We start from the raw sequence: 21,111 nt of genomic DNA, 5'->3' as shown, positions 1-21,111 counted from the left end.
TAGGGTGTTTCAGTAATGTAACGGACAGCTTCTAAATATACTTTTCTTCTATTTTTAATTTTGTTATTACAATTTATAATATTTGATGCTAATAATGGTATCTACTTTCCGGAAAAAACGGCTTTTCTTTTTTCCAAAAAGGCAGTTGTTCCTTCTTTAAAATCTGCTGTTCCAAAACAAGCCCCAAAGTTTTTGATTTCTGATTCATAACCATTTATTCCATCGATGTAGTTGGCATTAACCGCTTCAATCGCTCTGGCAATTGCAGTAGCAGAATTTCTAGCAATTTTAGCCGCAATTCCTTTGGTGAATTTTACTAATTCTGCTTGTGGCACTACGTGGTTTACTAAACCATAATTTTTAGCTGTTTCGGCATCAATCATCACGGCAGACATAATCATTTCCATCGCTCTTCCTTTTCCAACCAATTGTGGCAAACGTTGTGTTCCCCCATAACCAGGAATGACACCTAAGGTAACTTCTGGCAATCCCATTTTGGCATTTTCAGAGGCTACTCTAAAATGACAAGCCATGGCCAATTCTAATCCGCCGCCAAGTGCAAAACCGTTTACGGCTGCAATTACTGGAGTAGTAAGATTTTGAACAAAATCAAACAATAGTTCTTGTCCTTTTGCTGCTAATTTCCCTCCATTTTCAACCGAAAAATTTGCAAATTCCGAAATATCGGCTCCTGCCACAAAGGCTTTTTCGCCACTTCCAGTTAGAATAATAACTCGCGTTTCCTGATTTTTATTTTCTGTCTCAAAAGCATGGTGAAGCTCCTCAATCGTTGCTTTATTTAACGCATTTAATTTTGTTGGTCTGTTGATTGTAATTACGGTGATTCCGTTTTCTCTTTCAATTTCTAGGTTTTCAAATTGCCTCATTTTAATTTATTTTTACGTTTGTATTCAGTGGTAAAGAAACCATAAATTCTGTCCCTACATGGAGTTCAGATTTAAAAGTTATGGTTCCGTGATAGTTTTCAATAATTTTTTTTATAATTCCTAACCCTAAGCCCATTCCGCTGGTTTTGGTTGTGAATTTTGGTTCAAAAACATATGCCTTATTCTCGTCGGCTATGCCAGAACCATTATCTTTTACTTTAATAATTATCGTTTCGCTTTCTTGGTAAACTTCAATTTCTACGAACGGATTTTTATTTTCTTCGGGTATGGATTGAATCGCATTTTTAACTAAATTGGTAATGACACGAATAAGTTGTGTTCTGTCCATCACCGTTAAGATTTCTTCTTTTTCTGGTTTAAAATAAAGGAAGTTTTCATTAAATATTTCAAGAGCCAATTGAATTATTTTGACCACATTAATTTCTTCATTTTGTTGAGCTGGCATAGAAGCAAAATTAGAAAAAGCACCGGCTACAGCACTCATGGTGTCAATTTGTTGTAGGATGGTTTTAGTGTAATCATCTAATTTAGTGATGATATTTGGGTCGTTTTGGTCAAATTTTCGCTGAAAACTTTGAACTGTTAAACGCATCGGCGTTAGTGGATTTTTTATTTCATGGGCCACTTGTTTGGCCATTTCTCTCCACGCTTGTTCCCGTTCACTTTGTGCAAGTTTAATGGCACTTTCCTCTAATTTATCAACCATACTATTATACGATTCCACCAACAATTCAATTTCACTACTACTAGCCTCTAATTCAATTTTTTCATTGTTTTTATTGAGTTGCGTTTTGATTAATTTATCTGAAATAGTTTTGAGCGATTTCGTAATATAACTCGATAAAAAATAAGCCAAAACGCCAGAAAGTATCAGCATAAAAGTATATACTTGACCAAAACGGACTAAAAATTTTTGTAATTCTCGTTCATAATAGCCATCATCTTCAATATAAGGGAGGTTTAAAATTGCCAGTGGTTTAAATTGTGTGTCTTTTACTTCACTAAAGGAAGAAAGGTTTTTTACACCATCAATTTCTTTTACTTCCACATAGCGTTTGTCCATGCTTGATTGTACTAGTTTGACAATATAAATATCAATTGATTTTGGTTCCTCATCGACGGCAAAAGAAGATTTTGACGACTTTAAAAGTCGGCCTTCTAAATCAAATAAATTAATTTCTAAACCATGAATATCAGCAAGTTCATGTATTTTATCTCGTTCTGAAAAAATTAACGGAATATTTTCTGTTGTTAACGGATAAGTTGTGGTGTTTAAAATATAATTAATGTGTTCCTTAATGGCATTTTCTTTTCGTTCAAGGCGTTCGCGATGGTAATCTTTTGCTTCATTTCGAAATTGATAAATGGAAACGGAAGCAATTAAAATCGAAGAAATCACGGTTAGTAAAATCATCGAAATGAAAATTCTAACTCGAAGAGAGAGATGGCTTATTTTTTTAGATAATTTCACTCGTTTCGTTCTCGTATTTTTTTATAAAACTTAAAGCCAAGCATGATGAGGATTGAAAACACAAAAACACCAATCACGCCATAAATCCAATTTATTGCACTTTTTAAGATAACCAAAAACACGACCGCAAATAAAATTAGTGTAGCTCCTTCATTCCATAATCTAAAAAAATTAGAAGATTTTTTAACTTCATTTTTTTGTAATTGTAAATAAAACTGATGGCATTTGGCATGATAAATATACAATAAGAAAACAAATCCTAGTTTCACATGCATCCAAGGCATTTGTAGCCAAGCTTTTCCGATAGGCGTGAAAAAAATCAGCCAAAAGCCAAATATACTTGCTAGAACGGCACTTGGCCACGTAATGATATACCACAACCGGTATTGCATTAATTGGTATTGTTTGATGAGTATATCTTGTTCCGGTTGCGGTTTTTGTTTCGCTTCAGCATGATAAACAAACAAGCGAACAACATAAAAAAGCCCGGCAAACCAAGTGATTACAAATATTAAATGCAAGGATTTTATATAGTCATATTCCATAAATTTTATTTTATTGATTTGTTTTTCAGTTCTTTCATCAGCTTTTTATAAGCCCCCAAAATTAAAGAATTTGATGATTTAGAAAAATGCACGTCGCTCGAACTGTTTTCAGGTATTGAAGCGGAACCAATAACTTTTTGACTGTAAATTATTTCTAAGAGTGATAAATCATATATTTCTATAATCACCTCATTACTATTTATTTCGCCATTTTGGAATTTATGGTTCGTTAATGAAACACTATCAAAATCTTGTTTAAGATTAGACGCTTTGAGGTTGATAATGTAATCAAAATTAGTACCAATTTTCAATTCTTTTAATGTTTCTTTCGTGGGTTGTAAAGGAATTTTCTTTGGCAAAAGTTGGCCTTTAACATCTTCGATAGCTATTAAACGGTCGTCAAGTAATGCTTTAAAATCGTGCAAGGCGTTCTTTTTTAATTTGTCTTCTACCTGAAGAGGAGCATCAATTTTATTCAACATCCATTTTCCGTTAGTGAAATCAACACCAAAATCTTGTGTTTTGTTTTCTACATAATAATTTGGCACACTGCAAGAATACAGTGAAAAAAGGAAAACCAGTAGGGACAAAAAACGTTTCATTTTTAAATTAATTTTCGAATCATTTCTCTCTTTAAATACAATCCAGTGACTAAGGTAGCTAAAATATCAGCAATTGGAAAAGAAATCCATATTCCAAAAACACCGTAATAATTAGGCAGAATCAATATCAAAGGAATCAAGAAAAACCCTTGTTTAGTTAATGTAAGTAATAGAGCAGGAATGGCTTTTCCGGCCGCTTGGAAATAGGCTGCTCCAATGAGTTGAATGGCGATGATTGGTGACGCTGCAAAAACCAATCGCAACGCATTAGGAGTTTCTTTTATAATTGCCGCATCATTTGAAAAGACACCCACAATTGATTCGGCAAAAATCAAAATCGCAATAAAAATAATGGTCGCTAAACCTGCAGACCATTTTATAGAAATTGAAATGGTTTCTTTGACACGTTCAAAATTTTCTGCTCCATAGTTATAGCCTGCAATGGGCAAAAATCCTTGTGTAACGCCTAATATTGGGAATAAAGCAAACATCAGCATGCGGCTTATAATTCCGTATACAGCCACAGAATGTTCGCCTCCATAAACAAATAAGGTATGATTTAAAATAATCGATAAAATAGCCACCACGCCTTGACGGGCAAAGGTTACAGAGCCTAAAGAAGTGATTTCGGATACAATTTTAAAATTAAAATTAAAATGATTTAAATGTAATCGAAGATCACTTTTATAAATAAAAAACCAAAGAATAAAGGCGAAACACATAAAATAGGAAATGGAAGTAGCTAAAGCCGCTCCAAACATTCCTAAATTTAAAAATTTGATAAAAATAATATCTAAGATAATATTACAAAAGGCGGGAATAATCATCGCAATCATTGCGAATTTAGGTTTTCCTTCGGCTCTAATGACCGTGTTTCCCATCATGCATAACGCTAAAAAAGGAACGCCAAATAAAACGGGCATAAAAAATTCTTTTGCAGGTTTCATGATTTCGCCATTCGCTCCAAAAAGCAATAAAACTTCTTCGGAGTAAAAAGACCCAATAACTACGGTAATGACTGACAAGCTCAACGTTAACATAATTTGATTTCCAAACGTCTTGAGTGCTTTTTCACGATTATTACCACCCAAAGCTCTTGAAATTATGGAGCTACCTCCAATTCCTAAAGCCATTCCTAATGAGGAAATTAAAAAAGTAATTGGTAAAACAACTGAAACAGCAGCAATAGCCAACGAACCAATCCATTGACCCACAAAAATGGTGTCAATTAAGATATTCACCGACATAAATAAAATGCCAATGGAAGCCGGAACCGCTTGTTTGAAAAGTAAGGTTTTTATGTTTTCTGAGCCTAAAGCTCCCGAAGATTTTGCCATTTAAACTTGAATTTCTTGTTCGGCAAAAGCCCATTGATCTATCCAGCGGCTTAAGGTTCTAGACCAATTATCATCGTCATTTAAACACGGAATTGCTTTAAATTCTTCGCCACCATTTTCTTTAAATTGGTGGTTGGCTTCCATTGCAATTTCTTCTAAAGTTTCTAAACAATCAGATACAAAAGCTGGGGTTACCACCGCCAATTTTTTAATTCCTTTGGCAGGCATTTTGTTTATTTCCGTATCGGTATAAGGAGTGAGCCATTTATCTCCAGCTAGACGCGATTGAAACGTTTGACTGTATTTCCCCTCTTCAATTCCCAATAATTTAACAACTTGCTTTGTGGTTTCATAACACTGGTGGCGATAGCAAAATTCATGAGCTGGCGAAGGCGTGTTACAACAACTTCCGTCAATTTTACAATGACTTTTTGTGACATCTGTTTTTCGAATGTGTCGTTCTGGAATTCCGTGATACGAAAATAAAAGATGATCATGATCAAATCCTTCCAAATGTTTTTGGATGGAATTTGATAAATCTCTGATATAATCGGGATGGTTATAAAATGTGGGAACGATCGTAAAAGTGATGTGTGGAAATTTCTTTTTTCGCAATTCTTCCGCTAAAACTAAAATAGTTTGCGTAGAGGCCATTGCATATTGTGGGTATAGCGGAAACAATAAGACTTCGGTAATTCCTTGGTCACTCAATTTTTGTAAACCACTTTCAATACTTGGGTTTCCATACCGCATGGCTAATTCAACTGGAATACTCACTAGTTTTTGAATTTTAGATTGCAATCGTTTAGACAACACAATTAACGGAGAACCTTCTTCCCACCAAATTTTTTTGTAAGCTGCTGCCGATTTTTTTGGCCTAGTTTGTAAAATTATTCCTCTTACTAAGAGAGCTCGTAATAAAAACGGAACGTCAATAACGTATTTATCCATTAAAAACTCATCTAAATAAGGTTTAACATCCTTTGCGGTTGGGCTTTCGGGTGAGCCCAAGTTGACTAATAATACTCCTTTTTTCATTTTTTTAGCAATTAATTTATTAAAGACATGAGGTACTTTTTTGGAGTTGTACCAAATTTTTTCTTGAAAGCGGCAATAAAATGGCTGGACGTGCTGTATCCAATTTGGATACCTACTTCATTTACATTATACGAACCAGAATCGAGCATTTTTCGAGCCTGTTCCATTTTATAATCAAATAAAAAGCTAAAAACACTGTCGCCATATACTTGTTTAAAGCCAACTTTTAGTTTTTTTAAAGTTAGACCAACGAGGTCTGCTAATTCTTGTAAACCAGGCGGTTCTGCCATATTTCGAACGATGATTTCTTTGGCTTTTTTAATTTTAGCTAAATTTTCTTCATCAATTAAGAACGGACAATATTCTGAATTTGGGTCTTCGTTTCGATTGAAGTATAAGCTTAATAATTCATATCCTTTTCCTTTGTAATACAAGTTTTTGATGGAAGAATTTAAATTATAATGAAACAATTGATTCAGCACAATAGCCATTGATGGACTAATTGATTCTTCTGAATAATATTTTTTTTCTCTATTTTCAAGGCTCAAAAACGGAATATGTTCCGCTTCTGTTGAAAAAAGCGAATGCAGTTTTTTTATCGAAATTAAAACTGAAATCATCCATGAATTAGGGCCAATTTCTAAGTGAACCGGGAGTTCTTTTTGCGGATTATAAAAAAGAAGTGATTTTTCTTCGTGCAAATCCAAAGCATAATTCCCTTGATTAAATACAAATTTTGCCTTTCCTTTTAAACCATAATGAAACTGAATCAACTCATTATGTACTGGCCGTTGATACACAATTGTTTCCTCTGTATCGTTTTGAAAACGAATCAAATAGAAATCGTTTTCAATTTTTATTTCTTCATTTGAACCCATAGCGGTATTTTTTCGTATATAATGTATCGATTAGATAATTATTTATTTAGAATGATTCTAAACAAAAACCTTATTAGCTCCTTAAAAAGCTATTAACTTAGAATCATTTTAAACAAAAACAAAAATAAATCTTTAAACGATATAAAAAGAACTTTGAGCGTTATTTTTTTGCTAATGTTCGTTATAATTTTGTCAAACATTACACCGATAATGAATTTATGGAAAGTATTAAAGGATTGAAGTCTCAAACGTTTTATGCGGTTGGCTTAAGTTATAAGAAAGCAGATGCAGAGGTTCGCGGTAAATTTAGTTTAGATGAGCAAGCCAAAACAGCTGTTTTAGAACAAGCAAAACAAGAAGGTATAGAAAGTTTGTTTCTCATTTCAACGTGTAACCGTACAGAGATATATGGATTTGCAGAACATCCATTTCAACTAATCAAATTACTTTGTGATAATTCTAATGGAACAATAGAAGAGTTTCAAAAAGTAGCCTATGTTTATAAAAACAATGAGGCCATTAACTTTATGTTTCGTGTAGGAACAGGTTTAGACAGTCAGATTTTAGGTGATTTTGAAATTATCAGCCAAATTAGAAATGGTTTTGTGCAAAGCAAAAATGCCAATTTGGTTAATTCTTTTTTAGAGCGATTAGTTAATGCAGTTATTCAAGCCAGCAAACGTGTAAAAAACGAAACAGAATTATGTAGCGGAGCCACTTCGGTTGCTTTTGCCGCGGTTCATTATATTTTTAACACCGTTTCTGATATCTCAAACAAAAACATTTTGTTATTTGGCACCGGTAAAATCGGCAGAAACACCTGTGAAAATCTTGTGAAACATACCAAAAACGAAAATATTACGCTGATTAACCGTACCAAAACAAAAGCAGAAAAGATAGCAGGTAAATTTAATTTAATCGTTAAGGATTATATGGATTTACAAGTTGAAATTCAACGGGCAGATGTACTTGTAGTTGCCACGGGTGCTCAAAATCCAACAATAGATAAATCCTTATTAAACCTTAAGAAACCACTTTTAATTTTAGACTTATCTATTCCTAAAAATGTAGATGAAAATGTCAAACAATTAGAAGGAGTAACCTTGGTGCATATGGATTACTTGTCTCAAGTAACAGATGTAACGTTAGAAAAAAGAAAAGAACAAATTCCTTTTGCAGAAGCAATTATTGATGAAATCAAATTGGAATTCACCTCTTGGATTAAAGCTCGAAAATTTGCACCGACAATTCATGCTTTAAAAGAAAAACTCAACGTTATTAGAGATAATGAATTAAGTTTTCAACGTAAAAAAATCACCAATTTTGATGAGCAACAAGCTGAAATTATCAGTAACCGACTCATCCATAAAATCACTACGCACTTTGCAAATCATTTAAAAGACGACAACACAACCGTTGACGAGAGTATCGAATGGATTGAACGCGTTTTTCAAATTGAAGCAGTTTCAAAATGAGTAAAATAATTAAAATCGGAACCCGAGATAGTGAATTAGCACTTTGGCAAGCACATACGGTTCAAAATAAACTTCACGCTTTAGGATATCAAACAGAAATCATTGCGGTAAAATCAACAGGTGATTTAATTTTAGACAAACCTTTATACGAATTAGGAATTACAGGAATTTTTACTAAAACCTTAGACATTGCAATGTTAAATGGCGAGGTTGATATTGCTGTTCATTCTATGAAAGATGTTCCAACCGCTTTACCTAAAGGAATTGTGCAAGCAGCGGTTTTAGAACGAGCGACAACACTTGATATATTAGTTCATAAAGGCGATTTAACCTTTACAGAGAAAGCGGAAAATATAGGAACAATTGCTACGGGAAGTTTAAGAAGAAAAGCCCAATGGTTACATCGGTTTTCCAACCATCAAGTAGTTGACTTACGCGGAAATGTGAATACGCGATTGCAAAAATTAAAAGATAATTCTTGGAACGGAGCCATTTTTGCTGCGGCCGGTTTAGAACGAATAAATTTAAAACCCGAGCAATTTATCAATTTAGATTGGATGATTCCAGCTCCAGCTCAAGGAGCGATGGTTGTTGTTGCGATGGAAAATGACCCGTTTTCAAGAGCAGCTTTAGCACAGTTAAATAACCAAGAGGCAACGATTTGTACGCATATTGAAAGACAGTTTTTAAAGGTTTTAGAAGGAGGCTGTTCGGCACCCATTGGAGCACTTGCTACGCTAAATCACCAGGAAAACACCATACACTTTAAAGGTGTTTTGTTTTCGTTAGATGGAACAAAAAAGCTTTCGATAGAAAAAGAGATAAATAGCGATTTATATCAAAATTTTGGAGAACTTTGTGCAATAGAAATTTTAAATAATGGGGGCTCAGATTTAATGCAAACCATTAAGAATTCTCTAGAAAAGTAAAGCACAATTTGTAGTATGCGTAAAGATTCAATACTTAAAATTATCTATCGGTTTTTTGATTTAATTGTATTGACTTACATCATTTTTGATTTTGGCTATAGTGTAAATCATCTCTATAAAGCTCCAAAACTAATTGGCTTAGTCTTCATTACTTTTGCGTTATTAGTATTTAATATTTTTAAATATTATTATACCAAAAAAAAAGAAATTAAAAAGGTTGCTTTAGTTAATTCGCTTATCATTGGGATTTTAATTTTTGTCTCCATTCTGGTTTCACTCACTAAATTACACTTACATTATTTAGATGTTTTACAAATTATTAGACCAATACTAGAGGTAGGTTTAATTTTTTATTTTATTATTCGTTTAATGATTTTGGTACGATATATCTACGAAGTGTATTATAATCCTGCCATCGTATTTGTAGGTAGTTTTTTTGCCATCATCCTGATAGGTTCTTTTTTACTGATGTTGCCACGTGCTACTATTGATGGAATTACTTTTACAGACGCTCTTTTTACGGCAACAAGTGCTGTTTGTGTAACGGGTTTGGTAGTGTTAAATACATCTACTGATTTTACTATTGTTGGTCAATCTATCATCATTTCCTTAATACAAATTGGCGGTTTAGGAATTTTAACTTTTACCTCTTTCTTTGCTTTCTTTTTTAGAGGAAGCTCTTCGTTTAAAGAAGGTTTAAATGTGAGTAATTTTATTGCACAAGACACCATGAAAGATGTTTTAAAAGCAGCTTTAAATGTTGTTGTTTTTACGATTAGCCTAGAATTAATAGGTGCAGCATTTATATATTCGTCTATTATTGATGTGCCCGAAATAGATAATAAATTGTTTTTTTCCGTTTTTCACTCTATATCTGCTTTTTGCAATGCAGGTTTTTCCACCATAGAAAATGGATTAAGTGAAAGCTATATGCAGTTTAATTACTATATGCAGTGGATAATTATTCTATTGATTGTTTTTGGCGGTTTAGGATATAATATAATTTTCAATTTTTATCAATACATCAAAACCTATGTTTTAGAGTTTTTTGATCGAAATAGAATACATAAACAAATAGGGATCATTACCTTAAATTCTAAAATAGTAATTTATACGACAGGAATTTTATTAATTGGTGGATTTGTTTTTTTATGGATTTCAGAAACAAATAACACGCTAAATTTACATGACACCTATTTCGGTAAATTTACTGCCACGGCGTTCAATGCGGTCACTCCAAGAACTGCAGGGTTTAACCATACTGATTTTTCTCAATTTACCGTTCCGTCTTTGTTGTTTATTATTTTTTTAATGTGGGTTGGAGCCTCTCCAGCTTCTACAGGAGGTGGTATTAAAACGAGTACTTTTGCCTTGGCGATGTTAAATGTATACTCCGTTGCAAGAGGAAAAAGCAGAATCCAAATTATGGGAAGAAGAATTTCAAGTGAATCTACCGCTCGAGCCTTTGCTATTTTATGCATATCTTTAATCATTATTGGATTAGCTATCTTAGCCTTGTTAATTTTAGAACCAAAAGGCACCGATTTACTAACCGTTGTTTTTGAATGTTTCTCGGCTTATAGTACCGTTGGCTTAAGTTTAAATTTTACGTCTACAATGTCTGAGCCTAGTAAGTATGTAATTATTCTCACCATGTTTATTGGTAGAATTGGGATGCTCAATTTAATGATTGGCTTGCTTCGTCAAATTAATCATCAATTTTATGAATATCCGAAAGAAAATATTTTAATTAACTAATAGCTAAGCAAATGAAAATTATCATTTTTGGCCTTGGAAATTTTGGAATGTCGTTAGCACTAAGCCTTACCGAAACTGGTAATGAAGTGATTGGAGTGGACAAACAAATGGATAAAATCAACTTGATTAAAGATAAAATTTCACACGCCGTTTGTATGGATTCTACCAATGAATTGGCCTATGAATCACTTCCGTTAAAGGATGCCGACAAAGTGGTGGTTGGAATTGGTGAAAACGAAGGAGCAGCCATTATTACAACAGCCATTATTAAAAAATTATCGAATGTAAAAATAATTTCTCGAGCATTATCGCCTATTCACGATACAGTTTTAGAAGCTATGGGGATTTATAGTATCATTCATCCGGAACAAGAAAGTGCCGACCGATTGACCAAGCAAATTAATTTTAAAACTACCTTAGAAAATTATCAGTTAGATAATAATTATACCATTTCTGAAGTGCGTTCAAAACCCGAATTTCACGGAAAAACCCTCCAAGAACTTAATGCAATCAATAAATATCAATTGAATGTGATTACGATTATTCGGAAAAAAGAAAAAACAAACTTAATAGGAAAAAAATCTATTGTCAAAGAAACGATTGGTTTACCTACGCCAGAAACAGTGATTTTTGAAGACGATATTTTAGTGGTTTTTGGAGATAATAAAAACATTTCGTTCTATTGTGACGGTCAAGAATAAACGTGGAAAATAAAATTAGCATATTATCAACTAGAAAACTGCTCTCTAATCAAAAGCAGTTGTTGTTGAACGCAGGTTTTAAACTAGAAGAAGTCGATTTTATCCAAATACAATTGCTTCCTTTTACCGTAGATTCAGTAAATGACTTCCTGATTTTTACAAGTCAAAATGCAGTAAAAAGTGTAGTGCAAAATGAACGATTTTCTTTTTTAAAATCAAAAAAATGCTTTTGTGTAGGCATAAAAACAAAACGATTATTAGAACAAAATGGATTTGAAGTTGTTCGTTATTTTGAGTATGCCGAAGAATTAGCCGCTTATTTGCTACTTCATTTTTCTAATACTTCATTCACCTTTTTTACGGGTAATTTACGAAGAGATACGCTTCCCGAAGCTTTTGAAAAAGGTAAAATTATTTACAAAGAAATAGAAGTATATCATACAAAATTAAGCCCGCAAAAACGAAATCATCAGACCAACGGAATCTTATTTTTTAGTCCTTCCGCCATCGAAAGTTATTTGCAGAACAACAACCTTGTTAACGAAATGTGTTTTTGTATCGGAACAACCACTGCAGAACCATTAGTTAATAAAACAACAAACATACAAATTGCCGTTGAACCCACGGTTGAAAGTGTAATAGAAGCAGTAATAGATTATTATAAATAAACTCAATTGAGTTACTTAGAAATTTGAAAAATGATTAAAAACGATTTATTTTTAAGAGCCCTAAACAATGAAATTGTTGAACGTCCACCAGTTTGGATGATGCGTCAAGCAGGAAGATATTTGCCTGAATTTATGGCTATCAAAGAAAAATACGATTTTTTTACAAGATGCAAAACGCCAGAATTAGCTTCTGAAATTACCGTTCAACCCATTAGAATTGTAAAACCAGATGCGGCAATTTTGTTCTCCGATATTTTAGTTATTCCACAAGCAATGGGAATTGAAGTTGAATTACAAGATAATATTGGCCCTTTTTTACCAAATCCTATTCGCACGACCGCGGATGTAGACCGCGTGTTTATTCCAGATATTAATGACACTTTAGGTTATGTGATGGATGCGATTGACATGACTCGTGAAAAGTTAAATAATGAAGTTCCGTTAATTGGTTTTGCGGGTTCTCCTTGGACTATTTTTTGTTATGCCGTTGAAGGAAAAGGCTCTAAAAGCTTTGATAAAGCTAAAGGATTTTGTTTTTCAAATCCAGTTGCAGCTCATAATTTATTACAAAAAATAACCGACACCACTATTTTATACCTAAAAGAAAAAGTAAAACACGGTGTCAATGCCGTTCAAATTTTTGATTCGTGGGGCGGAATGTTATCACCAGTAGATTATCAAGAATTTTCATGGTTTTATATGAATCAAATTGTAGAGGCATTGGCTCCAAAAACAAAGGTTATTGTCTTTGGAAAAGGATGTTGGTTTGCTTTAGATGAAATGGCCAAATCAAAAGCTTCAGCCATTGGAGTTGATTGGACAATTACAGCGAAGAATGCCCGCTATTTAACCGGTGGAAAGAAAACCTTACAAGGGAATTTTGATCCTTCACGATTATTGTCACCAATACCTGTTATCAAAAAAATGGTACATCAAATGATTGATGAATTCGGAAAAGATAATTATATCGTAAATCTTGGTCACGGAATTTTACCAAACATTCCTGTAGATCATGCTAAAGCTTTTGTAGATGCAGTGAAAGAGTACGGGCAATAGTTAACTCTGATTTCCTGCAAGGTTTTTCGAACCTTGTAGGTATATAATTTGAAGGGTTTATGTAAAACAACACCTACAAGGTTTTGGAGACCTTGCAGGAGTATCATTTAACATATATTCATAAAATGAAGTTAGAAATTTTAGAAAAAGATAATTATTATCACATTTATAATAAAGGTATAAATGGAGAAAATATCTTTTCTAATGAAGAAAATAAACTGTTCTTTTTAAAACAGTTTCATAAGTATTTATCAAAAAGCATATCTGTTTTCGCATATTGTTTGATGGATAATCATTTTCATTTTATAATAAAAATAGAAGATGAAATTAATGTAATACAAGATTTTTCAAATTTTTTTAATTCGTATGCTAAAGCTTTTAATAAATACACAAATAGATCGAGCAGTCTTTTTGACAAACATTTTAAAAGAATAAGATTAGAAGATGAAACATATTTAAAAAATTTAATTTTATATGTTCATTTAAACCCAAAACATCATTTAGATTTAAATTTTGAAGAATATAAATTCTCATCTTATCAAAGTATAATCTCAATAAAAGCAACAAAACTAAAAAGAGATGAAGTAATAAAATTATTTGGAGATTTAGAAAACTTTGTTTTTTGTCACCACAAAAAGAATGATTTCTTAAGTGAAAAATATACATTTGAATAATAAGTAGTTCTCCTGCAAGGTTTCCAAAACCTTGTAGGTATAAATATTAAGTAGATCTCCTACAAGGTTTTTTCGAACCTTGTAGGTGTAAAATAAAATATAAATTCTAAACACCTACAAGGTTTTAGAAACCTTGCAGGAGAAAAAAACATGAAAGATTTTTGACAAACATTTTAAAAGAATAAGATTAGAAGATGAAACATATTTAAAAAATTTAATTTTATATGTTCATTTAAACCCAAAACATCATTTAGATTTAAATTTTGAAGAATATAAATTCTCATCTTATCAAAGTATAATCTCAATAAAAGCAACAAAACTAAAAAGAGATGAAGTAATAAAATTATTTGGAGATTTAGAAAACTTTGTTTTTTGTCACCACAAAAAGAATGATTTCTTAAGTGAAAAATATACATTTGAATAATAAGTAGTTCTCCTGCAAGGTTTCCAAAACCTTGTAGGTATAAATATTAAGTAGATCTCCTGCAAGGTTTTTTCGAACCTTGCAGGTGTAAAATAAAATATAAATTCTAAACACCCACAAGGTTTTTTCGAACCTTGTAGGTATAAATAAAATATCAATTTTAAACACCCACAAGGTTTTTTCGAACCTTGCAGATATAAAATAAAATATCAATTTTAAACACCTACAAGGTTTTGGAAACCTTGCAGGAGAAAAAAACATGAAAGATAAATTTTTTGCATACATACAAAATTTACAAGACCAAATCTGCAAAGGTATAGAAGATGTTGATGGAGTTGCCAAATTTCGTCAAGATTTATGGGACAGACCAGAAGGCGGTGGCGGACGAACTCGCGTAATTGAAAATGGTAACGTTTTTGAAAAAGGCGGTGTCAATATTTCTGCTGTTCATGGAAAATTGCCAGATTCTATGCAAAAACTATTCGATGTTGGTGAAGCTGATTTTTTTGCATGTGGCTTAAGTTTGGTCATTCATCCTAAAAGCCCAATGGTTCCAACCGTTCATGCCAATTGGCGTTATTTTGAAATGTATGATGAAAACGGCATTGTAATCAACAGTTGGTTTGGTGGCGGACAAGATTTAACGCCTTATTATTTGTTTGAAGAAGATGCTACTCATTTTCATCAAACATGTAAAACAGCTTGTGATAAACATAATTCAGAGTTTTATACCAAATATAAAAAACAATGTGATGCCTATTTTTGGAATGCACATCGAAATGAAGCTCGTGGAATTGGCGGCTTGTTCTTCGATTATTGCAAAGAAAATGACGACATGAATATGGAAGATTGGTATAATTTTGTAACCGAAGTTGGAAATAGTTTTTTAGATGCTTATCTTCCCATTGTTGAAAAACGAAAGGATTTACCTTTTACGGATGCACAAAAAACATGGCAAGAAATTCGTCGTGGTCGATATGTAGAATTCAATTTAGTTCATGATAAAGGAACACTTTTCGGACTTAAAACCAACGGAAGAATTGAAAGTATTCTCATGAGTTTGCCTCCACAAGTACAATGGGTTTATGATCATCATCCAAAAAAAGGAAGCGAAGAAGAAAAATTAATTGAAACATTGGTAAATCCCAAAGAATGGGTTCTTTCTTAAGAACAGAATCATCTAAAAAACATCAAAACAGTTTAAACATGAAAGCAAAATTATCATTTCTATTAGTATTTATTTCATGGTTCGCCTTTTCTCAAATTGAAGAAAAAAAACTCGACGAACTTGTTCAAAACACGTTAAAAACCTTTGATGTTCCAGGTATTTCTGTAGGAATTATTAAAGACGGCAATATAATCTATTCTAAAGGATTTGGCGTTCGTTCTTTAACTACCAATCAAGAAATGACAGACGAAACACTAGTTGGTATTGCTTCTAATTCGAAAAGTTTTACAGCAACCGCTCTAGCAATTTTGGCTGATGAAGGAAAGTTAAATTTTGACGATAAGGTATCTCTATATATTCCAGAATTTCAAATGTATGATCCGTATGTTTCGCAAGAAATAACCATCAAAGATTTATTAACCCATCGTTCCGGTTTAGGTTTGGGACAAGGAGATTTGATGTTTTTTCCAGAAGGAGGAACACTTACAATTAATGAAATTATTCATAATGTTAGGTATTTAAAACCCGAGAATTCTTTTAGAAACAAATTAGATTACAACAACATTATGTTCATCGTTGCGGGTGAAATTATTCATCGAGTTTCCGGACTTTCTTGGGCTGAATTTATTGAACAAAGAATTATGAAACCGGTCGGGATGACTGCTAGTTTCGGAAGTTATAACCGTGCAAAAGCAGCAAATGTTTCTAATATTATAGATGCTCATGCTCCGGTAAATGGAAAAGTAGTGGCTATTCCGCATGATTGGAATGAAACAGGAAATGCCGCAGGCGGAATTATAAGCAACATCAAAGACATGACCACTTGGGCCGCTTTTTTAATGAATGGATTTACAACGAAGGAAGGAAAAAAACTGGTTACAGATAAACAAATTCAACAATTATGGAACCTTCAAATTGCCATGCCGGTTGCTCTAAAAAACCTGTATGAGTCTAATTTTAGCGGCTATGGTTTAGGTTGGTTTTTAACCGATGTAAAAGGGCATAAACAAGTGTATCACACGGGTGGCTTAATCGGAACCGTGACCCAATTCATCTTAATTCCCGATATGAAATTAGGAATCGTAGTGCTCACCAATCAGCAGAGTGGAGCCGCATTTAATGCAATTTCTAATACGATTAAAGATTCTTATTTGGGGTTTGAAGATAGAAATTGGTTAAAAATGTATGGTGATAGAACAGCCAAAAAAGAGGCAGAATTTGAAAAAGGAAAATTAGAAGTTTTCGCAAAATCGGAAGCCTTTAAAAAAGACAAAAACAATCAAATTAAAAACGAACAAATTTTAGGGACTTATACTGATAATTGGTTTGGCGATGTAGAAATTTTAAACGAAGGAAAAACGTTGCGTATCTTATGTAAAACTTCTCCAAGATTAAAAGGAGAATTATTGCCCTATTCTTCTAATGTGATGCTTTTAAAATGGGATGATCGCAGTTATGATGCCGATATTTTTGTGAATTTTCAATTCGACGAAAACGGCAAAGCACAAGGAATCAAATTAAAACCAATTTCTGAAATAACCGATTTTAGCTTCGATTTTGAAGATTTGGATTTGAAAAAGAAAGAATAATTTAAAAATATAGAAAATCAATTAACTAGATTGAAGACAATATTTTTAGATTGCAGCATTTTGTAATCAGAATTAAATCAACAATTGTTAATCAAAAATCATAAATTACTATGTTTCCATTACAAAGAGGTAGAAGATTAAGAATCAACGAATCCATTAGAAGTTTAGTGCGAGAAACGACTTTGAGTCCGAGTGATTTTATGTTTCCGATGTTTATTGCAGAAGGTAAAAATTATAAAGTAGCCATTCCATCCATGCCGGGAATTTTCCGTCGCTCCATTGATTTAACTGTGGAAGAAGTGAAAGAATTATTCGCTCTCGGAATTCGTGCCGTCAATATTTATGTAAAAGTAGATGAAGCCCTAAAAGACAACACTGGAAAAGAAGCTTGGAATGATAACGGATTAATGCAACAAGCCATTCGTGCCATCAAAGCGGCTTGTCCAGAAATGATTGTTATGCCCGATGTGGCTCTTGATCCGTATTCAATTTATGGTCATGACGGAATCATCCAAAATGGCGATGTGGCAAATGATAGGACAAACGATGCTTTAGTAAAAATGGCCGTTTCTCATGCCAAAGCAGGTGCCGATATGGTTGCTCCAAGTGATATGATGGACGGTAGGGTTTTGCGATTGCGTCAAGGTTTAGATGCCGCTGGTTTCGAAAATGTGGGAATCATGAGTTATTCGGCCAAATATGCTTCAGCTTTTTATGGGCCGTTTCGCGATGCGTTAGACAGTGCACCGAGAGAAGCAGACGTAGTTGTTCCAAAAGACAAGAAAACCTATCAAATGGATTATGCCAACCGTATAGAAGCGATTAGAGAAGCACTTTCTGATGTAGAAGAAGGAGCCGATATGGTCATGGTCAAACCCGGAATTGCCTATTTAGATATTGTTCGTGAAGTCAAAAATGCCGTTCATGTTCCAGTCACGGTTTTTCATGTTTCTGGTGAATATGCCATGGTTAAAGCAGCAGCTGAACGAGGTTGGCTCGACCATGATAAAATTATGATGGAACAATTAATGTGTATCAAACGAGCTGGTGCAAGTTTGATTTCAACTTATTTTGCAAAAGAAGCAGCTATATTTTTGCAAAAAGAGTAAGTTAATTAGATTTTTATCAGCTAAATAATAAGTATTAGATTATCTTCTTGCTAACGTTGATATGTTTTGGGTAACAAAGAATTCTTGTTTTTTTAGCTATTCAATCACAAAAAAAAGTTGAATCAAAATTTCAGATACTTTGAATTCATCTCATCCTTATTTTTCTTTAATTAGCTGTTTATCTTTAGAGGAAATTAATCCGCAGAAAAGTGAGTTAGTAAAAAGATTTAGGTAACATTTGTCACATCTAAATCTTTATTAATTTGTATTTTTGTATTAATTTTAAATAAATTTACCATGAAAGTATTTTTTAAACCATTTGCTTTGGCTTCAATCGCCCTAATCATAGCGAGTTGTGGCGATAAAAAAGAAAAAGAAAATTTCGGAACCTCTACGGATGAGGTGACGGTTACAGAAGCGGTACCTGAAACAGCTGTTGATCCTTTATTGGAAGAAGGAAAGGCGTTGTTTGAAGGAAAAGGTACTTGCAATACTTGCCATAAACCTGATGAAAAGGTAATTGGACCAAGTATCGCCGAGATTTCAAAGATTTATAAAGAACAAAATGCAAGTATCGTTTCTTTCTTGAAAGAAGAAGCTGAGGCCATTGTTGACCCTACACAGTACGAAGTGATGAAAGCTAATTTTGCCATTACTAAAACAATGAGCGACGAAGAATTAAAAGCATTGGAAGCCTATATGCACAGTTTTTAATTTATTCTATCACTAATTTGAAACCAACACGCGGAATGTTTTCAATCCGAATGTTGGTTTCTTCTTTGAATATTTTTCGTAAACGGGAAATAAATACGTCTAAACTTCGTCCTACAAAATAATCATCGGTTCCCCAAAGCTCCAGTAAAATACGTTCGCGTTTGAGCACTGAGTTTTTGTTATCTAAGAAAAATTTAAGCAAAGCAGCTTCGCGTTCAGTTAGATTAGTCACTTCTTTATCTTTAGAAACACAATAATTAGATGGGTCAAATGAAAAGGGTCCAATTTGATAGGTGTCAATTGATTTAGTGTTTGTTTTATGACTTCGATTTAGAAAAACTTCAATTTTTAAAGTTAATTCCTCCATGCTATACGGCTTCACTAAATAGTCATCTGCACCTAATTTCAAGCCTTTAATTCGGTCTTCTTTCATCGTTTTTGCCGAAAGAAAAATAATCGGAATTTCTTGATTGCGTTTCCTTATTTCCGTTGCAATTTCAAAACCGTCCATATCCGGAAGCATGACATCTAAAATGCACAAATCAAACTCTCCTTCTGTAAAAGCCTTAAAACCTGTTTCTCCATTGGTGTAGTGTTTTACCTCATATTGATTTTCTAAACTATCAGCAGTTAAAAACCCTAAGGATTCATCATCTTCTACATACAATATTTTCTTTTTTGTCATACGATGTCTTTTTTCGGAATTAAAATGGAAACTGTGATTCCTGGTCCTTCGTTATTTATAATTTTAATTTTCCAATGGTGTAAATCGACAATTTTTTTTACATAAAATAAACCAATTCCAAATCCTTCAATATCTTTTTTGTTTTCTCGCGGTACACGATAAAACTTATCAAAAACATACTCTAAATGTTGGTTAGCAATCCCTGTTCCTTGGTCAGAAAAGGAGAGCGTAACTCCTTTTGAAGTTAAATTTGATTTTATCAGAATCAAAGGAGCATCGCCACTGTACTTAATAGCATTATCTACAATATTAATCAAAATGTTATAAAAATGAAATTCATCTGCTAAAACAATACAATTTGTTGGAATTTCGATAGTGATTGTACTTTGCTTACTTGATTTTAACAACGCATTTTCTTTGACTAATTCGAGTGTTTCCTTAAGGTTGATTTCTTTTATATCTAATTCAATCCATTTTGCATCGCCTTTGGCTACATTTAAAATACGTTCAATATGATGATTGAGTTTATGGCTCTGGTTGATGATAATTTGCATGTATTTGGCCAACTTCGGATTGCTTATAATCTCTTCTTGAGAAGATGCATATTGCGAAGCTATCAAAATGGAAGAAAGCGGCGTTTTAAATTCATGCGTCATATTATTGATGAAATCAGTTTGTAATTCGGTGTATTTCTTTTGTTTTAATAAAAGAAAAACAGAATAAACATAGATGATTAAAACAAAGAATAAAATGCCCGTATAAATCCAATATTGACCTAACGAAGTAATGAATTTTTGTTGTAAATCCGGAAAACGAATCCCAAAATAATAGATTAATGCTTCATTTTTTGGAAAGCAATTTTCACATTTTTCAGGGTTTTTACCATCATCAGAAACATAGTTGCCATAAATCATTTCGTCTGTACCACAGTTATAGATGGCATATTCATAATCTAAACCTAATTTTACTTTTTGAAATTCTGATTTTAAGTAATATTCCAAGACTTGATGCTCAAAAACATCATCAATATTGACGATATAATAATCGTCTGTAATTTTTTTTATTTGATTGGTGATGGTTAACTCTGTTTTGTTATCTCGATAAATGCGTTTAACCACATCTTGTAAAGCAAAATGGATTTTGTCTTCCATGTCTTTTTTCTCTAACGAATAAGCACGATTAAGCATAAGCAATTGCATAATCAAAACCCCTACAATAGATAAGAGACCAACAAATATGATGCTATTTAAACGAGTAAATTTCAAATTATAAAAAGTTTTAATCCTAACAAAACTACTAACAGTCTGTTATTGTTTAGTAGATTTTTAAGCGATTAACATGTCATTAACAAAACTTAGCATGTGCTTAACAAATATCTACTT

At 32.8% G+C, this 21,111-nt stretch carries 20 protein-coding genes; 11 read left to right on the top strand and 9 right to left on the bottom strand.

What is annotated here, in order from left to right:
* Positions 1-101: 101 nt before the first annotated feature.
* The 7 genes from PHR76_RS04950 to PHR76_RS04920 are packed head-to-tail and all read right to left on the bottom strand — an operon-like array spanning position 102 to position 6,779.
* Positions 102-887 (bottom strand): enoyl-CoA hydratase-related protein, encoded by a 786-nt coding sequence (locus PHR76_RS04950; protein WP_300059168.1) that lies wholly within the window; start codon positions 885-887, stop codon positions 102-104.
* 1 nt (position 888) lies between these two features.
* Positions 889-2,322 (bottom strand): ATP-binding protein, encoded by a 1,434-nt coding sequence (locus tag PHR76_RS04945; RefSeq protein WP_300059166.1) that lies wholly within the window; start codon positions 2,320-2,322, stop codon positions 889-891.
* 53 nt (positions 2,323-2,375) lie between these two features.
* Positions 2,376-2,924: a CopD family protein gene (locus tag PHR76_RS04940; RefSeq protein WP_300059164.1), complete on the bottom strand. Its 549-nt coding sequence runs from the start codon at positions 2,922-2,924 to the stop codon at positions 2,376-2,378.
* A 5-nt stretch (positions 2,925-2,929) separates the two neighbouring features.
* Positions 2,930-3,526, bottom strand: a complete 597-nt coding sequence (locus tag PHR76_RS04935; RefSeq protein ID WP_300059162.1) for a hypothetical protein — start codon at positions 3,524-3,526, stop codon at positions 2,930-2,932.
* A gap of 2 nt (positions 3,527-3,528) precedes the next feature.
* Positions 3,529-4,863, bottom strand: a complete 1,335-nt coding sequence (locus PHR76_RS04930) for an MATE family efflux transporter (RefSeq protein ID WP_300059161.1) — start codon at positions 4,861-4,863, stop codon at positions 3,529-3,531.
* Positions 4,864-5,901, bottom strand: coding sequence for a ferrochelatase (gene hemH, locus PHR76_RS04925; RefSeq protein WP_300059159.1), 1,038 nt, complete (start codon positions 5,899-5,901; stop codon positions 4,864-4,866).
* Positions 5,902-5,912: 11 nt separating this feature from the next.
* Positions 5,913-6,779 (bottom strand): AraC family transcriptional regulator, encoded by an 867-nt coding sequence (locus PHR76_RS04920; protein ID WP_300059158.1) that lies wholly within the window; start codon positions 6,777-6,779, stop codon positions 5,913-5,915.
* Positions 6,780-6,997: 218 nt separating this feature from the next.
* Between PHR76_RS04920 and hemA the strand changes: the two genes are divergently transcribed.
* The 11 genes from hemA to PHR76_RS04865 all read left to right on the top strand — a co-directional run bounded on the left by hemA (position 6,998) and on the right by PHR76_RS04865 (position 19,044).
* On the top strand, positions 6,998-8,254 hold the full coding sequence (gene hemA, locus PHR76_RS04915; protein WP_300059156.1) for a glutamyl-tRNA reductase: 1,257 nt from the start codon (positions 6,998-7,000) through the stop codon (positions 8,252-8,254).
* Complete coding sequence (hemC, locus tag PHR76_RS04910) at positions 8,251-9,183, top strand: hydroxymethylbilane synthase (RefSeq protein WP_300059154.1); 933 nt, start codon at positions 8,251-8,253, stop codon at positions 9,181-9,183. The genes hemA and hemC overlap by 4 nt, the downstream gene beginning before the upstream one ends.
* Before the next feature lie 15 nt (positions 9,184-9,198).
* A complete protein-coding gene (locus PHR76_RS04905) occupies positions 9,199-10,941 on the top strand; it encodes a potassium transporter TrkG (protein ID WP_300059152.1) in 1,743 nt (580 codons plus the stop codon).
* Between the two features lie 11 nt (positions 10,942-10,952).
* On the top strand, positions 10,953-11,642 hold the full coding sequence (locus PHR76_RS04900) for a TrkA family potassium uptake protein (RefSeq protein WP_300059150.1): 690 nt from the start codon (positions 10,953-10,955) through the stop codon (positions 11,640-11,642).
* 2 nt (positions 11,643-11,644) lie between these two features.
* The gene (locus PHR76_RS04895) at positions 11,645-12,310 is read left to right on the top strand and encodes a uroporphyrinogen-III synthase (RefSeq protein WP_300059148.1); all 666 of its coding nucleotides are present in this window, start codon (positions 11,645-11,647) and stop codon (positions 12,308-12,310) included.
* A gap of 30 nt (positions 12,311-12,340) precedes the next feature.
* Entirely contained in the window at positions 12,341-13,366 is a 1,026-nt protein-coding gene (gene hemE, locus PHR76_RS04890) for a uroporphyrinogen decarboxylase (protein ID WP_300059146.1), read from the top strand.
* Between the two features lie 125 nt (positions 13,367-13,491).
* On the top strand, positions 13,492-14,040 hold the full coding sequence (locus PHR76_RS04885; protein ID WP_300059144.1) for a transposase: 549 nt from the start codon (positions 13,492-13,494) through the stop codon (positions 14,038-14,040).
* Between the two features lie 683 nt (positions 14,041-14,723).
* A complete protein-coding gene (hemF, locus tag PHR76_RS04880) occupies positions 14,724-15,632 on the top strand; it encodes an oxygen-dependent coproporphyrinogen oxidase (RefSeq protein ID WP_300059142.1) in 909 nt (302 codons plus the stop codon).
* Between the two features lie 38 nt (positions 15,633-15,670).
* On the top strand, positions 15,671-17,221 hold the full coding sequence (locus tag PHR76_RS04875; protein ID WP_300059140.1) for a serine hydrolase: 1,551 nt from the start codon (positions 15,671-15,673) through the stop codon (positions 17,219-17,221).
* 110 nt (positions 17,222-17,331) lie between these two features.
* Positions 17,332-18,330, top strand: coding sequence for a porphobilinogen synthase (hemB, locus tag PHR76_RS04870; RefSeq protein ID WP_300059138.1), 999 nt, complete (start codon positions 17,332-17,334; stop codon positions 18,328-18,330).
* A 297-nt stretch (positions 18,331-18,627) separates the two neighbouring features.
* Positions 18,628-19,044, top strand: a complete 417-nt coding sequence (locus PHR76_RS04865) for a c-type cytochrome (RefSeq protein WP_300059136.1) — start codon at positions 18,628-18,630, stop codon at positions 19,042-19,044.
* 1 nt (position 19,045) lies between these two features.
* Here the strand turns inward: PHR76_RS04865 and PHR76_RS04860 are convergent, their stop codons facing one another.
* Both PHR76_RS04860 and PHR76_RS04855 read right to left on the bottom strand, forming a co-directional pair.
* Positions 19,046-19,729 carry a response regulator transcription factor gene (locus tag PHR76_RS04860; RefSeq protein WP_300059134.1) on the bottom strand — a complete coding sequence of 228 codons (684 nt, stop codon included), beginning with the start codon at positions 19,727-19,729 and terminating at the stop codon, positions 19,046-19,048.
* Positions 19,726-20,994, bottom strand: coding sequence for a HAMP domain-containing sensor histidine kinase (locus PHR76_RS04855; protein ID WP_300059132.1), 1,269 nt, complete (start codon positions 20,992-20,994; stop codon positions 19,726-19,728). The genes PHR76_RS04860 and PHR76_RS04855 overlap by 4 nt, the downstream gene beginning before the upstream one ends.
* Positions 20,995-21,111: the final 117 nt, after the last annotated feature.

Origin of the sequence: Flavobacterium sp. (assembly GCF_028689845.1) — a bacterium.
Classification (GTDB): domain Bacteria; phylum Bacteroidota; class Bacteroidia; order Flavobacteriales; family Flavobacteriaceae; genus Flavobacterium.
This window is presented reverse-complemented; position numbering and strand designations above follow the sequence as displayed.